Source organism: Streptomyces sp. NPDC014891 (assembly GCF_043081085.1).
Classification (GTDB): Bacteria; Actinomycetota; Actinomycetes; order Streptomycetales; family Streptomycetaceae; genus Streptomyces.
This window is the reverse complement of sequence record NZ_JBIBWF010000006.1, coordinates 14,877-29,226: the sequence shown is the minus strand read 5'-3', so window position 1 is coordinate 29,226 and position 14,350 is coordinate 14,877. Positions and strand designations below refer to the sequence as shown.

At 75.4% G+C, this 14,350-nt stretch carries 10 protein-coding genes; 9 read left to right on the top strand and 1 reads right to left on the bottom strand.

The window, feature by feature from the left end; all coding sequences use genetic code 11:
• The first annotated feature begins 89 nt into the window (after nt 1-89).
• The 5 genes from ACF09E_RS18525 (at nt 90) to ACF09E_RS18505 (ending at nt 8,973) form a co-directional block, all read left to right on the top strand.
• Entirely contained in the window at nt 90-800 is a 711-nt protein-coding gene (locus ACF09E_RS18525) for a GntR family transcriptional regulator (protein WP_392206141.1), read from the top strand.
• A gap of 100 nt (nt 801-900) precedes the next feature.
• Complete coding sequence (locus tag ACF09E_RS18520) at nt 901-2,445, top strand: hypothetical protein (RefSeq protein WP_361862487.1); 1,545 nt, start codon at nt 901-903, stop codon at nt 2,443-2,445.
• A complete protein-coding gene (locus tag ACF09E_RS18515) occupies nt 2,442-3,251 on the top strand; it encodes a hypothetical protein (protein ID WP_392206140.1) in 810 nt (269 codons plus the stop codon). Before ACF09E_RS18520 ends, ACF09E_RS18515 begins: the two co-directional genes overlap by 4 nt.
• A complete protein-coding gene (locus tag ACF09E_RS18510) occupies nt 3,248-4,162 on the top strand; it encodes a hypothetical protein (protein WP_392206139.1) in 915 nt (304 codons plus the stop codon). Before ACF09E_RS18515 ends, ACF09E_RS18510 begins: the two co-directional genes overlap by 4 nt.
• Before the next feature lie 119 nt (nt 4,163-4,281).
• A complete protein-coding gene (locus ACF09E_RS18505; protein ID WP_392206138.1) occupies nt 4,282-8,973 on the top strand; it encodes a hypothetical protein in 4,692 nt (1,563 codons plus the stop codon).
• A gap of 103 nt (nt 8,974-9,076) precedes the next feature.
• Here the strand turns inward: ACF09E_RS18505 and ACF09E_RS18500 are convergent, their stop codons facing one another.
• On the bottom strand, nt 9,077-9,445 hold the full coding sequence (locus ACF09E_RS18500; RefSeq protein WP_392206137.1) for a hypothetical protein: 369 nt from the start codon (nt 9,443-9,445) through the stop codon (nt 9,077-9,079).
• Nucleotides 9,446-9,903: 458 nt separating this feature from the next.
• Between ACF09E_RS18500 and ACF09E_RS18495 the strand changes: the two genes are divergently transcribed.
• From ACF09E_RS18495 to ACF09E_RS18480, 4 genes are read left to right on the top strand one after another with little or no spacing between them, the layout of a single operon-like run.
• Nucleotides 9,904-12,852, top strand: a complete 2,949-nt coding sequence (locus ACF09E_RS18495; RefSeq protein ID WP_392206136.1) for a nitrate- and nitrite sensing domain-containing protein — start codon at nt 9,904-9,906, stop codon at nt 12,850-12,852.
• Entirely contained in the window at nt 12,849-13,286 is a 438-nt protein-coding gene (locus tag ACF09E_RS18490) for a roadblock/LC7 domain-containing protein (protein WP_306329308.1), read from the top strand. The genes ACF09E_RS18495 and ACF09E_RS18490 overlap by 4 nt, the downstream gene beginning before the upstream one ends.
• Nucleotides 13,287-13,296: 10 nt before the next feature.
• Complete coding sequence (locus tag ACF09E_RS18485) at nt 13,297-13,749, top strand: DUF742 domain-containing protein (RefSeq protein WP_392206135.1); 453 nt, start codon at nt 13,297-13,299, stop codon at nt 13,747-13,749.
• A complete protein-coding gene (locus ACF09E_RS18480) occupies nt 13,730-14,335 on the top strand; it encodes an ATP/GTP-binding protein (protein WP_392206134.1) in 606 nt (201 codons plus the stop codon). Before ACF09E_RS18485 ends, ACF09E_RS18480 begins: the two co-directional genes overlap by 20 nt.
• The last annotated feature ends 15 nt before the right edge of the window (nt 14,336-14,350 follow it).

Genomic DNA, 14,350 nt, shown 5'->3' with positions numbered 1-14,350 from the left:
TCGCAGCAGGGGGAGTGCCGGGGCGCGGCACGGGGACCGTACGATGCCGTCAAGGTAGAGGATTGTTGAACGATCCGACAAGGAGCGCCGTGACCGCGAGCGAAGCCGGAGACCTTGCCGACGACCGTGCGCTGCTCGGCCGCACCAGCACGGCGGAGCGGGTCGCGGACATCCTGCGGAACCGGGTGGCCGAGGGGTACTTCCCGCCCGGCACCCGGCTCTCCGAGGAGGGCATCGCGGGCGCGCTCGGCGTGTCCCGCAACACCCTCAGGGAGTCCTTCCGGCTGCTCTCCCGCGAGCGCCTGCTCGTCCACGAGCTGAACCGGGGCGTCTTCGTCCGGGTCCTCGCGGTCGACGACGTGGACGACATCCACCGGACCCGCCGCCTCGTCGAGTGCGCCGTCGTCCGCGGCCTCGGCCGGCCCCCGTACGCCCTCGGCGCCCTCTCCGCAGCCGTCGCGGACGGCGAACGCGCCGCGCTCGTGGGCGACTGGCCCGGCGCCGCCACGGCCGACATCCGTTTCCACCGCGAGCTTGTCGCCCTGGCGGGCAGCGCCCGCACCGACGAGCTGATGCGGGGCGTCCTCGCCGAGCTCCGCCTCGCGTTCCACATGGTCGACGACCCGCGCTCCCTGCACGAGCCGTTCCTGGCGCGGAACCGCGAGATCCTGGACGCCCTGCGGGCCGGGGACCGGACGACGGCCGAGCGGCTCCTCGCCCGCTACCTCGACGACTCCCGCGACCGGGTCGCCGCCGCGTACGCCCGGGCCGTCGACGCCCCGAAGGCCCCGCGGGGCTGACCGCCGGAGCCGCCGGCCCGACCGCCCGGAGCCCGGGGAGAGGCCGGTCGCATCTGCGCCGTTTCGACCGTTGTCAGTTCGAGGACCTAATCTGTCCACCGTGACTTCGCCTGCCTCGACGGACCTCGCTCCGCCCCAGCTCAGCGCGGGGCCGCGGCCCGCGCAGGGCCCGGCCGCCGACGAAGGGCTCGCGCGGCGCCTCCGCGCGCTCGCGTGCACCGCCCCCCTGCACGACCTGGACGCCCGCAAGGCGAACCTGGCGGGGGAGTACACGGTCTACGCGATGGCGGAGGTGGCCCTCTCGGCCATCGACCTCATCACGCTGAACATGGACTTCGACACCGGCGCCGACCACGAGCAGATCGTCGCCCGGCTGCTGCCCCGCGTCGCCGCCCAGGCCCCCGACCGCCCCGCCGCCGAGCACGAGCGCGTGGCCCGCTGGGTCCTGGAGAACCTGATCAACGTCGGCAGCGTCGACCGCGGCTTCCGCGCCGTCTACGGCACCTTCGGCACCGACGGCGTCTACGTCCGCAGGGACTACGACTTCAAACTCATCGAGGAGGTCCCGGGATACGGCGGCGGCGTCTACCTCCGGACCACCGACGAGGCGGTCAACGTCCTGGTCGGCGCGCTCGACACCGACGTCACCAGCGCCCAGATCGCCGCCGAGGTGAAGCTGGAGGTCCTCATCAACCGGGGCCGCCTCGCCGACGCCCAGCTCGCCGCCGAGCAGGCCCGGTACCGGACCGTCCAGTACGCCGAGACGCTCCGCAAGACCCTGGAGGCCACCCGGCGCAACGTCCGCGCGGTGGACTGGCTCCAGACCGTGCCGGACATGATCGCCGAGGCGCTCGACCACGTCGCCGACCGCTACCGCCACGAGAACGCGATCCTCACCAACATCCGCAAGGCCCGTGACGAGGCCGAGGCCGCGTCCGACGCGAAGACGGCCGAGCACAAGCGGCGCGCCGCCGAGCTCGTGGACATAGTGAAGGACTGCATCCGGCGCCACACCCAGCTCCAGTCCCGCCTCCTGGACGCCGGGCCCCTCTTCCGCGCCGAGCAGGACCGGCAGGCCTTCGCCGCGCCCACGTCGTACACCGGCCTCGACCTGTACGGGCAGCTGGTGGCGCCGACCCTGCCGCTCCCCGTCGAGCAGGCCGCCCGGGTCACCGACGCGTTCTTCGCCCGCGGCACCGGCCTGCGGACCCCGGCCTCGGTCCGCCTCGGCGACCTGGTCGACCTGCTCCTGACCCCGCCCGTGGAGCGCGAGCACCTCGGCGCCGAGATGCCCGAGCCCGACCTCATCGCCACCCCGGACGACTCCCGCTTCAGCGAGGAGCAGCTCGCGAACGCCATGCGCCTGCTCGACCTGGAGCACGACGCGCCCCGGCGCCTCTCCGGTCTGCTGGCCGAGGCCCGCGAGCTCGACGCCGACCTGCCGTACCTCGTGGCCCTCCTCGCGGTCCACGCGGCGAGCCCGCCGGTCGGCACGGCCTACCGCCAGGGCGAGGAGCGCCTGCTCTTCGCCGTCGACGACGGGACCCCGCTCGACGACCCCGAGTTCGGCGGCGCCGACCTCGTCGTCGGTACGGCCCTGCTCGACGCCGCGGGCATGGCCGCCGGCCGCACGGAGGCCTCGTGACCCTCGTCCCGCCCGTCCCGACGGCCGTCCTCACCTCCGAGGAGAAGGCAGCCGGGGAAGCCGCGCCCGTGGACCGCACGGTGGGGGACGCTGTCGTCGTGGGTGGCGCCTCCTCGGACGCCGCCGTCGTGAGCGCCGTCGTCGTGGACGCCGCGCCCCTGGACGGTGCCGCAGCCGGTGCCGACGCGGCGAACGCCGCCGACGTCGACCGCGCCGTGCTGGACGCCGCCGCCTCCGGCCTCACGGAGGCCCGCGACGCGCACACCCCGCCCGCCGCGCCCCGCCTGCCGGGACCACCGCCCCGCGCGGCCGGACCGGAGCCGACGCAGGACGGGGAGCCCGAGGCCGGGCCGACGCAGGCGCGGGAGCCCGAGGCCGGGCCGGCTCAGCACCAGGAGCCCGAGCCGACCGGCGAGCCGCGGCCGGCCCCGGAGTCCGGGACCGCGCCGCAGCCCCGCGAGCCGGACGCCACCGCCCCCGGCCCGCGACTCCGCCCCGTCCGGGTCGACGCCCCGACTCCGGGGCGGACCGGAACGGACGCCCCGACCCCGAGCACGCCCGGCAGACCGCCCCGTTTCGGCGTCGTGGCGGTGCCCCCGCCGGCCCGCGTGACGCCCGACCGGCGCACCGGCACCCCGTCCGTGCGTCCCGTACGCCTCGCGGACCCCGGGAGCGCACCCGCCGCCCACCCCGGCGCCGGAGAGCGCCCGGCGGCGGTCACCCCGGTCCCGCTGCCCGTACCCCGCCCCACCGCCCCCGCAGTCCCCCCACCGACCGAGAGCCGTACCGAGGAGCCCCAGCCGTGAGCGACACCCACGCCGAGTACGCCGACGCGTGGGGCGAGCCGGAGCCCCCGCAGCCCCCGGCCGCCCCCACGGGCGGCGGCGTCACCCCCGCCGACGCCTCCGACGCGGCCCGCCTCGTCTCCTTCGGCCTCCAGCCCAAGCTGCTCCCCGCCCGCGACGCGGAGTACGCGGAGCTGCTCCGCCGCTACCGCGAGGACCCCGCCTTCGCGCGGCTCGCGGACGCCGTCGCGACCGGCCTCGGACTGATCGTCCTGGAGGTGTCCCCGCGCGCGGGGATGGCCGTCACCGCCGACGAGGACTCCGTCTTCGCCGTCCGCATGGGCGACTACGCGCGCCGCGCCTCCACCGACTCCGCCGACCGCTTCCTGCACGGCCTGGCCCACCTCGCCGTCGCCGCCATGGCCTTCCCCCGGCCCGAGGACCTCGCGGACGACGCGTACATCGGCCGGCTCACCGTCAACGGCGTGGACGCGTTCGTCCGCCAGGCGTGCCACCGGCTGGAGCAGCGCGCGGAGGAGCAGGGCGAGAACACCGACCCGGCGTCCGACGCCCCCGGCCTGGAGGCCGCCTGGCGGATCTACGCCCGCCGCAGCGCCACCGGCGCCACGAAGGACGCCCGCCGCCTCGCCGGATCCACCACCGGCATCGTCGGCAAGGCCGCCGCCTTCCTCACCGACTCCGGCTTCCTCCAGCGCACCGGCGACGAGGGCGGCGGCTCCTACCGCACCACCGCCCGCTACCAGCTCCAGGTCCGCGACATGGCCGGCTCGGCCGCCATGGCGGAACTCCTCGACCTCGGGGTCGTCCCGGTCAGCGACGGCTCCGCGACCCTCCTGCCGCCGCCGCAGGGCGACGACCTGGAGATCGCGGCCGACGCGGGTCTGCCCTTCCACGCGCCACCGCGCGCGTGAGGGCGCCCCGCGGCCCCGCCGCCCGCGCGCACCCCCCGGCACCGCCGGCCCGCGCCACCGTCCCGCACCGCCCCGCGTAACCGTTCTTCCCGAGCACGAGAGCACGAGAGTCCCTCGCCATGTACGAGCTGTCCCGGGTCCGCCTGTACTCCATCGGTCCCGCCGGTGCGCGCTACGCCGACACCGTCCTGGACCTGCGCGGGGTCGGCGCGCCGGTGCCCCACCCCGCCCCCACCCAGGCGGAGTTCTTCGAGGAGGAGCCGGTCGGCCCGCCGCGCCGCCCCGCGCCCGCCGGCGTGCTCTTCCTGGAGAACGGCGGCGGCAAGTCCGTCCTCCTCAAGCTGATCTTCTCGGTCATGCTCCCGGGCCACCGCAACACCCTGGGCGGCGCCAGCTCCGGCGTCCTGCGCAAGTTCCTCCTCGCCGACGACTGCGGGCACGTCGCCCTGGAGTGGCAGCACACCCTCACCGGCGAACTCGTCGTCGTCGGCAAGGCCAGCGAGTGGCGCGGCCGGCAGGTCTCGTCCGACCCGCGGAAGTTCGCCGAGGCCTGGTACTCGTTCCGTCCCGGTCCCGGCCTCAGCCTGGACAACCTCCCTGTCGCCGAGGCCACGTCCGTCCGTGCCCCCGCCGAGGGCGCCTCGGGCGCCACCGGCCGCCGCCGCACGATGAAGGGCTTCCGGGACGCGATCACCGAGGCGGGCAAGGCGTACCCGCACCTGGAGGTCTTCTGGGAGGAGATCCACGACCGCTGGAACGAGCACCTCGGCGACCTGGGACTCGACCCCGAACTCTTCCGCTACCAGCGCGAGATGAACGCCGACGAGGGCGAGGCCGCCGGCCTCTTCGCGGTCAAGAAGGACTCCGACTTCACCGACCTGCTGCTGCGCGCCGTCACCGACACCCGGGACACCGACGGCCTCGCCGACCTCGTCGGAGGCTTCGGCAACAAGCTCGGCCGCCGCGCCGAGCTCACCGCCGAGCGCGACTTCACGGCCGGCTCCGTGGACCTCCTCAACCGGATCGTCGAGGCGGCCGGAACCCGCTCCACCGCGCGCGACGTCCACACGGCGGCCGAGCGCCGCACCCGGACCCTCGCCCGCCGGCTCTCCGCCCGCGCCGGCGTGGAACGAGCCCGCGGAGCCGAACTCGCCCAGCAGGTCACCTCCGCCGGCCACGCCGTCGCCGAGGCCGAGACCGCGCGCGGGCGCGCCGCCCTCATCGCCGCCGAACTCGCCTACCGGCACGCCTCCCTGGCACTCACCGCCGCCGAGAAGGGCGCCGCGTCCCAGCGCCGTGAACTCACCGACGCCCGCACGGTGCACTCCGCCTGGCAGGCGGCCGAGGTCGTGCTGCGCCACCGCGCCGCGGGCGACCGCTCCGCGCGCGTGGCCGCGGCGATCCGCGAGGCCGAGCGGGACGCCGCCCCGGCCCTCGCGGCCCGCGCCGAGGCCGCCGCCGACCTCGTACGGGCCCTCTCCGCCGCCGCCGAGGAGGGCGAGCGGCACGCGGCCGAGGAGGAGGAGCGCTCCACCGCCCTCCAGGAGGTCGGCGAGACCGCCCACCGCGACGCCACCGCCGCCGCGACCGAGGCCCAGCGGGCCCGCAGCGAGGCCGGACACCTCCGCCAGCGCCTCGCCGAGGTCGAGCAGGAGACCTCCGAGGCCGTACGGGCCGGCTGGCTCGACGACACCGCGCCCGACGCCGACCCCGCTCGCGCCGCGCTCGCCGCGAGCGACGCCGAGAAGACGACGGTCGCCGCCTGGGACACCGCACGCGAGGCCGCCCGCACGGCGGCGGACCGCGCCCGCGAGGCCGCCGGGGCCGAGGCCCGCGCCGAACTCGCCGCCGCCCGCGCCTCGGACGCCGCCGAGGCCGCAGGGAACGCCTACGACGCCGAGCGCCGCGCCGCCGAGTTCCTCGCCGGGGAGCAGCGGCTCGCCGAGCTCCTGAGCCTGCCGTCCACCGGACCCGCCCGGCCCGCCGCCGGCTCGCCCCTGCCCGGGCAGCGCGCCGCCGCCCCCGGCAGCCACACCGGCGAGGACACGGGAGCGGAGGCCGCCGGGGAGCCCCAGGGCCCGCTCACCGTCACCGAGTTCGACCGGTACGCCGACGAGCTCCGCGGCATGCTCGACCAGGCCGTGACCTCCGCCGAGCGACAGCTCTTCGACCTGCGCACCGCCGCGGCCGACGACTCCCGCATCCTCGGCGCCCTCGGCGACGGCGGCCTGCTGCCCCCGGGACCCGACGTCCTCGCCACCGTCGAGTACCTCGGCGAGCACGGCATCCCCGCCCTCCCCGGCTGGCGTTACCTCGCCCAGGCCGTCGACCCCGTCGACCACGCGCGCGTCCTCGCCGCCCGCCCCGAGCTGGTCGACGGCGTCGTCATCACCGACCCCGTCTCGTACGGGCGCGCCCGCGAGGTCCTCGGCACCGCGGCCCTGCTGCCCCGCTCCGCCGTCGCCGTCGGCACGGCCGCCGCCCTCCTCGCCCCCGTACCCGTCCCGAGCACCGGCGACGACACGGGCGTCTTCCTCGTCCCGCCGAACCCGGCCATGCACGACGAGCACGCGGCCGACGAGGAGCGGCACGCCCTGCGCGCCCGCGCCGCCGCACGCGACGAGGAGATCCGGGCCCTCGCCGCCCGCCTCGCCGGAGACCGCTCCCTCGCGGCCCGGATCGGCTCCTGGCGCGCCGACTGCCCGCCCGGGATGCTCGCCGAGCTCGCCGCCGTCGCCACGACCGCGCGTGAGACCGCCGAAGCCGCCACCGCCACCCTGGAAGAGGCCCGCACCGCGCGCGCCGAGGCCGACGAGACCGCCGCCGAAGCCGCCCAGGTGCGCGACGAGCGCCAGGAGGCCGCCCAGCGCGCCCGCCGCGTCGCCGACGCCCTGGCGGGCCTCGCCTTCCGGTTGCGCGAGCGGTCCGCCTGGCAGGCCAAGCTCCGCGAACTCGCCGACGACGCCACCGAGGCGGAGGCCCGCGCCCAGACCTGCCTGGACCGCGCGCGGGCCGCGGACGAGGACCGCCGCGCGGCCCAGCGTTCCGCCGACGACGCCCACCGCACCGCCCGCGCCCTGCGGGCCGAGCGCGCCGAGATCGCCGGCGCCCCCGACACCCTTCCGGAGAGCGACACCCCGCCGCCCCGCGCCGCGCTGCCCACCCTGCGCGAGGCCTACCGGGCCGCGTCCCAGCTGTACGAGAAGGTCGGCGTCGGCGCCGACCTGCGCGCCGAGCAGGCCCGCGCCGAGGGCGACGAGTCCGCCGCCCTCGCCGAACTCGACCGCCTCACCAACAAGGTCCGCACCCGCGCCGAGCAGCTCCTGGAGTCCACCGACGGCGCCGACGGCCCCTCCCGGCAGGCCGCCGCGGCCCGCGCCGAGGCCCTCGTCCAGATGCTGGAGACGCGGGCGTCGGAGGCCAGCGAGAAGCTCGGACGCCTGCGCGGCGAGGCCGAGCGGCTCGCCCCCGAGGACGGCGAGCGGCACACCGAGCTGCCCGAGGACCTCGTCCCCGCCGACGCCGACCGCGCCCAGGCCCTGCTGCGCACCGCCACCGCCGAGCTCGCCGCCCGCACCGACGCCCTGGAGGCGGCCCGCGCCGCCCACACCCGGCTGCTCCGCGACCACCGGGCCGCCGAGGACGCCGGGGGCGGCTTCGACGAGACCTCCGCCCTGCTGCGGGACCTGCTCCGCGACCACGCGGACGAGGAGCGGGAGGAGGCCGAGCCGTACCCCGGCAGCCTGGAGGAGGCCCGTACGACGGCCGGCGAGGCGCGCCGCGCCCTGCGCGCCTGCACGGCGGAGCTGTCGTCGGCCGACGCGGCCGTCCGCGAGGCGAGCGACATCCTCGTACGCCACGCCAACTCCACCCGCTACGAGCAGGTCCGCACCCCGGCCCGCCAGCAGATCCGCGAACTCCCCGCCTCCGCGCTGCCCGAGCACGCCGCGAAGTGGGCCGAGGCCTTCGCGCCCCGGCTGCGGGTCCTCACCGACGAGCTGGAGCAGCTGGAGCGCAACCGCGACTCCATCGTCGACCGGCTGCGGGGCCTGGTGGAGTCCTCGCTCGCGACGCTCCGTTCAGCGCAGCGGCTCTCCCGGCTCCCCGAGGGCCTCGGCGAGTGGTCGGGCCAGGAGTTCCTGCGGATCCGCTTCGAGGAGCCCGACCAGGCCACCCTCGCCGAGCGGCTGGGCGAGGTCGTCGACGAGGCGACCCGCGCGGCCGTCAGGAAGAACTCCGACCTTCGCCGCGACGGCATGTCCCTGCTGCTCCGCGGGGTCCAGGCGGCCCTCGAACCCAAGGGGGTCTCCGTCGAGATCCTCAAGCCGGACGCGGTGCTGCGCGCCGAGCGGGTGCCCGTCGGGCAGATGGGCGACGTCTTCTCCGGCGGGCAGCTGCTCACCGCGGCCATCGCCCTGTACTGCACGATGGCGGCGCTCCGCTCCAACGACCGGGGCCGGGACAAGCACCGGCACGCGGGCACGCTGTTCCTGGACAACCCGATCGGCCGCGCGAACGCCACCTACCTCCTGGAGCTCCAGCGGGCCGTGTCGGACGCGCTGGGCGTGCAGCTCCTCTACACGACGGGCCTCTTCGACACGACGGCGCTCGCGGAGTTCCCGCTGGTGATCCGGCTGCGCAACGACGCCGACCTGCGGGCCGGCCTGAAGTACATCAGCGTGGAGGAGCACCTGCGCCCGGGCCTTCCGCAGACGGCGGCCGAGGGGGAGACGATCCACGGGGAGATCACGGCGACGAGGATGTTCCGCCGGCACACGGCCGACGACCCGGGCGCGACGGTGTCCCCCTAGGAGGCGTCGGGCGGGTCGGGACCGACCCCGGCACAACGGTGAGTGGCCGGGCCCCCTCGAAAGGGGGCCCGGCCACTCACCGTTGTCGCTTCTCCTCGAAGGCTCAGGCCGCCTCGGGCAGCGAGGCCGCCTCCGCCCGCTCCTCCTCGCGCTTCGCGCGGATCGGCGGCCGGGCCGCGCTGCTGGGCTCCGACACCACGCCGTTGCGCTGGCGCCACACCTGACGGGTGATCCAGACGTCGAGCACGCTCCAGGTGGCCACCACGGTGGAGACCACCGCGGTGACGGTCACCGGGAACGCCAGCCACGAGCCCGTCACGGAGCTGAAGAACGCCACGACCGCCTGGATGAGCGTCACCGATGTGATCATCACGGCCCGTACGGCGGCGGTGCGCACGGGGTCCGGCATGCGCCGGCGTGCCCGCTCGTCCTCCACCCACAACTGCCCTGACGACCGCGCCTCGTGTTCCATTGTCCTGTCACTCCCCACCACTGACCGACTCCAGGAGCGTCTGCCCGTCTTGAGCGCCTATACACGGACAGAGTCCACCCCGTACTTAATGACGCACGAGTGAGGGAAAAGGTTTCGTCCGATCGGGGACGAACATGAGCGGGAATCGGGGACGAACAGGAGCGGGAGGGGGCCGGAACACATAATTCCAGCCATCTCCGCAGGCCGGAGAAATGGCGCATCGTCAGGTGTCCTACGCCACATTGACCAACCCCAACTCCCCGAATACCCGGACATCTCATGATCAAGACTCACTCGACAGGCTGAAAATAGCCCGGACATGCCTTCGGGATGGCCGTGATGCAGTAGTAGGCTCGCGCCGCCGTTTGTTGAATCTCAAGGTTGACGCCGCGTGTTGACGCCGGACGTCACGAACGTGAAGGACCTCCGGGGACACGGAGGCCGAGCTGGGGGAGGCCATGCGCTTTCGCGGGAAGTCCATCCGCCGGAAGATCGTGGCGTTGCTGCTCGTACCGCTCGTCTCCCTGACCTGCCTCTGGGGCTTCTCCACCGTCCTCACCGGACGCGAGGCCGACCAACTCCTCGACGTCGGCTACATCGTCGACAAGGTCGGCTACCCCCTGGAGGACACCGCCCGGGTCATCCAGCTCGAACGGCGCCAGTCCCTCGTCTACCTCGCCGACCCCCGCGGCACCGACACGCTCAGCTCCCTCAAGGAGACCCGCAGGGCGACCGACCGTCAGATCGCCCGGATCCGCGCCAACGCCGCCGACCCCGGCGTCCGCGAGGAGATGCGGCCCGTCACCGCCCAGCGGCTCGGCTCCCTCCTGGAAGCCCTGGAGGGCCTCACCTCCCTGCGCCGCTCCGTGGAGGAGCGCGACATCGGCCGCATGCAGGCGCTGGAGTTCTACAACCGGCTCGTCGACCCCTGCTACAGCTTCCTCGTCACCCTCCACGCCCTCGAGAACGTGGAGATGGACAAGCAGGGCCGCGCCCTCGTCGGCATCACCCGCGCGCGTGAACTGCTCTCCCGCGAGGACGCACTCGTCCTGTCCGCGCTCGTCGCGGACCGCGTCACCGCCCAGGAGATCCGGGCGATATCCGACCTCGTCGCCAACCGGAAGCTGTTCTACGAGGTCAACCTCGAACTCCTGCCGGCCGCCGAGCGCAACCGCTTCGAGAAGTACTGGCGCAGCCCGGCCAGCCAGCCGCTGCGCACCGCCGAGAACGCGATCATCGAACAGGGCCCCACCGACGACCCGCGTGCCGTCACCCCCGCCTACTGGCAGGACAACGCCAGCCCCGTCCTCGACGACCTGGCCAGGGAGAACACCGCGGCCGGCGACCGCTATCAGGACCGCGTCCAGCCCGCCGCCTACAGCGTCCTGCTCAAGGCCGGCGTCGCCGGGGTCGTCGGCTTCCTCGCCCTGCTCGCCTCCATCGTCATCTCCGTCCGCATCGGCCGCGACCTCGTCCGCGACCTCCGCCGCCTCCAGAAGGAGGCCCAGGAGGTCTCCGGCGTACGACTGCCCAGCGTGATGCGCAGGCTCGCCGCCGGCGAACAGGTCGACGTCGGCACCGAGGTGCCCCACCTCGGCTACGGCCCGGACGAGGTCGGCCAGGTCGGCCAGGCGCTGAACACCCTCCAGCGCGCCGCCGTCGAGGCCGCGGTCAAGCAGTCCGAGCTCCGGCGCGGCGTCTCCGAGGTGTTCGTCAACCTCGCCCGCCGCAACCAGGTCCTCCTGCACCGCCAGCTCACCCTCCTCGACACCATGGAACGGCGCACCGAGGACACCGACGAGCTCGCCGACCTCTTCCGGCTGGACCACCTCACCACCCGCATGCGCCGGCACGCCGAGGGCCTCGTCATCCTCTCCGGCGCCGCGCCCTCCCGGCAGTGGCGCAAGCCCGTCCAGCTCATGGACGTGGTCCGCGCCGCCGTCGCCGAGGTCGAGGACTACGAGCGCATCGAGGTCCGCCGCCTCCCGCGCCTCGGCGTGGGCGGTCCCGCCGTCGCGGACCTCACCCACCTCATCGCCGAACTCCTGGAGAACGCCACGGTGTTCTCACCCCCGCACACCGCAGTGCAGGTGCTCGGCGAGCGGGTCGCCAACGGCTTCACCCTGGAGATCCACGACCGCGGCCTCGGCATGAACCCCGACGCCCTGCTCGACGCCAACCTCCGGCTCGCCGAGACCCCCGAGTTCGAGCTCTCGGACACCGACCGGCTCGGCCTCTTCGTGGTCAGCCGGCTCGCCCAGCGCCAGAACGTCCGCGTCTCGCTCCAGACCTCCCCGTACGGCGGGACCACCGCGGTCGTCTTCATCCCGGCCGCACTGCTCACCGACGCCCCCGAGACCCAGGGCGCCGGCTTCCGCCTCGACCGCAAGACCCTGGAGCGCCCCGGCCCGGCCGACCCGGAGACCGCCGCCGACGGCGTCCTGCCGAGCCGCCGCCCCGCGCTCGCCAGGGTCCCGGACGTCACCGGGACGCCCGCCCCCCTCGACGGACCCGTCGAACTGGAGGGCCCGCTCGGCAGCGAGGAGTACGACGTGCTCCTCGACGGCGCGGCGGACCTCCTCGACACCGAGAGCGAACGCGGCGGCCTCTTCCGGCCCCGGAGCCGCCGGGCCGGACTCGCCCCCGCGGGCGAGCAGCACCAGCAGGCCCCCGACCGGCCGGGGGACCACGGCGACGAGGACAAGACCGCCGACGCCGCGACCACCGAGCCCGTCCCGCTGCCGCGCCGCCGCACCCCGACCCTCGTCGTGGACCACGGCCGCCGCCTCGACGCACCGGACCGGGGCCGAGCCGCGGACGGCCACGACCGCGGCACCGACGGACCGGACCGGCGCCGCGGCGCCGACCGGGCGCACCCGGTCCCCGACGCGGACCCCGCGACCACCGGCCGCGCGCACCCCGCCCCGGGGCGGGTGACCGACGGCACCGGCCGGACGCCGGACGCCCCCGGACACCACGCCCACGGCGGCCGGGACGAACGCCCGGTGCCCCCCGGCGGCACCGGACGTCCGGGCGACCAGCCCGTCCCCCCGCCCGGCACGGGCCGCAGGCACGGTCCGCCCCTCGCCCCGCGGGGAACCGGCCCGACCCTCGTCCCCGTACCGCCGGAGACCCCCGAGCCGTTCGGCGGACTGCCCCGCCGCGTCCGCCAGGCCAGCCTCGCGCCCCAGCTGCGCGCCACGGACGGCCCGGCCGAGCGCGCCGACACGCGTGCGAGCGGCGCCGCCGCACCCGCGGACGCCGACTCCTTCGAGCGCGACGCCGAGGAGGTACGCGCCCGCATGGCCGCCATGCAGCGCGGCTGGCAGCGCGGACGGCAGCACACCGCCGACCCTGACGACCCGACAGCAGCACCTGGAACGACACCCGAGGGGGACGGTCGATGACCGCACCGAACGCCGCAGCACCCAGCACCACCTCCGGAAACGGCGAGCTGAACTGGCTCCTCGACGAGCTCGTGCAGCGCGTCGCCTCCATCCGGAAGGCCCTGGTGCTCTCCAGCGACGGCCTCCCCACCGGCGCCTCCCAGGACCTGACCCGGGAGGACGGCGAGCACCTGGCCGCCGTGGCCTCCGGCTTCCACAGCCTCGCCAAGGGCGTCGGCCGCCACTTCGAGGCGGGCAAGGTCCGCCAGACCGTCGTCGAGCTGGAGGACGCCTTCCTGTTCGTCACGGCCGCCGGCGACGGCAGCTGCCTGGCCGTGCTCGCCGACGCCGACTCCGACGTCGGCCAGGTCGCCTACGAGATGACGCTGATGGTGAAGCGGGTCGGGGCCCACCTCGCGACGGCACCCCGGACCGGTCTGCCCGCGGGAGGGTGAGTGGGACGGCATGAGTGACGCAGCCGAGCGGAACCAGCTGAACCAGGAGAACCGGCACACGGAGCAGGACCAGAGCGCGGGCCAGGCCCCCCACCACTGGTTCGACGACGAGGCCGGACCCGTGGTCCGTCCGTACGCGATGACCCGCGGCCGGACGAGCGCCGCCACCCGCCACCGGCTCGACCTGATCGCGGTGGTCGTGCCCGAGCCCGCCGCCGACGACCCCGGCCGGGACCAGACGCTCTCCCCCGAGCACGTGGAGATCGTCGAACGCTGCTCCGAGCAGCCCCAGTCGATCGCCGAGCTCGCCGCAGGACTCGATCTCCCCGTCGGGGTGGTCCGGGTCCTCGTCGGCGACCTCGTCGAGGACGAACTCGTCCATGTGACCCGCCCCGTTCCGCCGGCCGAGCTGCCGGACGTGAGCATTCTCCGCGAGGTGATCAATGGCCTTCGGGCGCTCTAGCCGCAAGAGGTCGTACGTCGAGCCGGTGACCCTGAAGATCCTCGTCGCGGGCGGGTTCGGGGTCGGCAAGACGACGATGGTGGGCGCGGTCAGCGAGATCCGGCCGCTGCGGACCGAGGAGGTCCTCAGCGAGGCGGGGCGGCCCGTCGACGACCTGCACGGCGTCGAGGCCAAGACGACCACGACGGTCGCCATGGACTTCGGCCGGATCACCCTGCGCGAGGACCTCGTCCTGTACCTGTTCGGAACGCCGGGCCAGGACCGCTTCTGGTTCCTCTGGGACGAGCTGGCCCAGGGCGCGCTGGGCGCGGTCGTCCTCGCGGACACCCGCCGCCTGGAGGACAGCTTCGCCGCCATCGACTACTTCGAACGGCGCGGCATCCCGTTCACGGTCGCGGTCAACTGCTTCGAGGGCGCCCGCAGGTTCCCGGCGGAGAGCGTCCGCGGGGCCCTGGACCTCGACCCCGAGGTGGAGCTCGTGATGTGCGACGCGCGGGACCGCGAGTCCGTGAAGAACGTCCTCGTCGCCGTCGTCGAGCACGCGCTCGTCCTGGCGGACCGCAGCCACGCGACGGTCGGACCCTGACCACGGTGGGCCGGG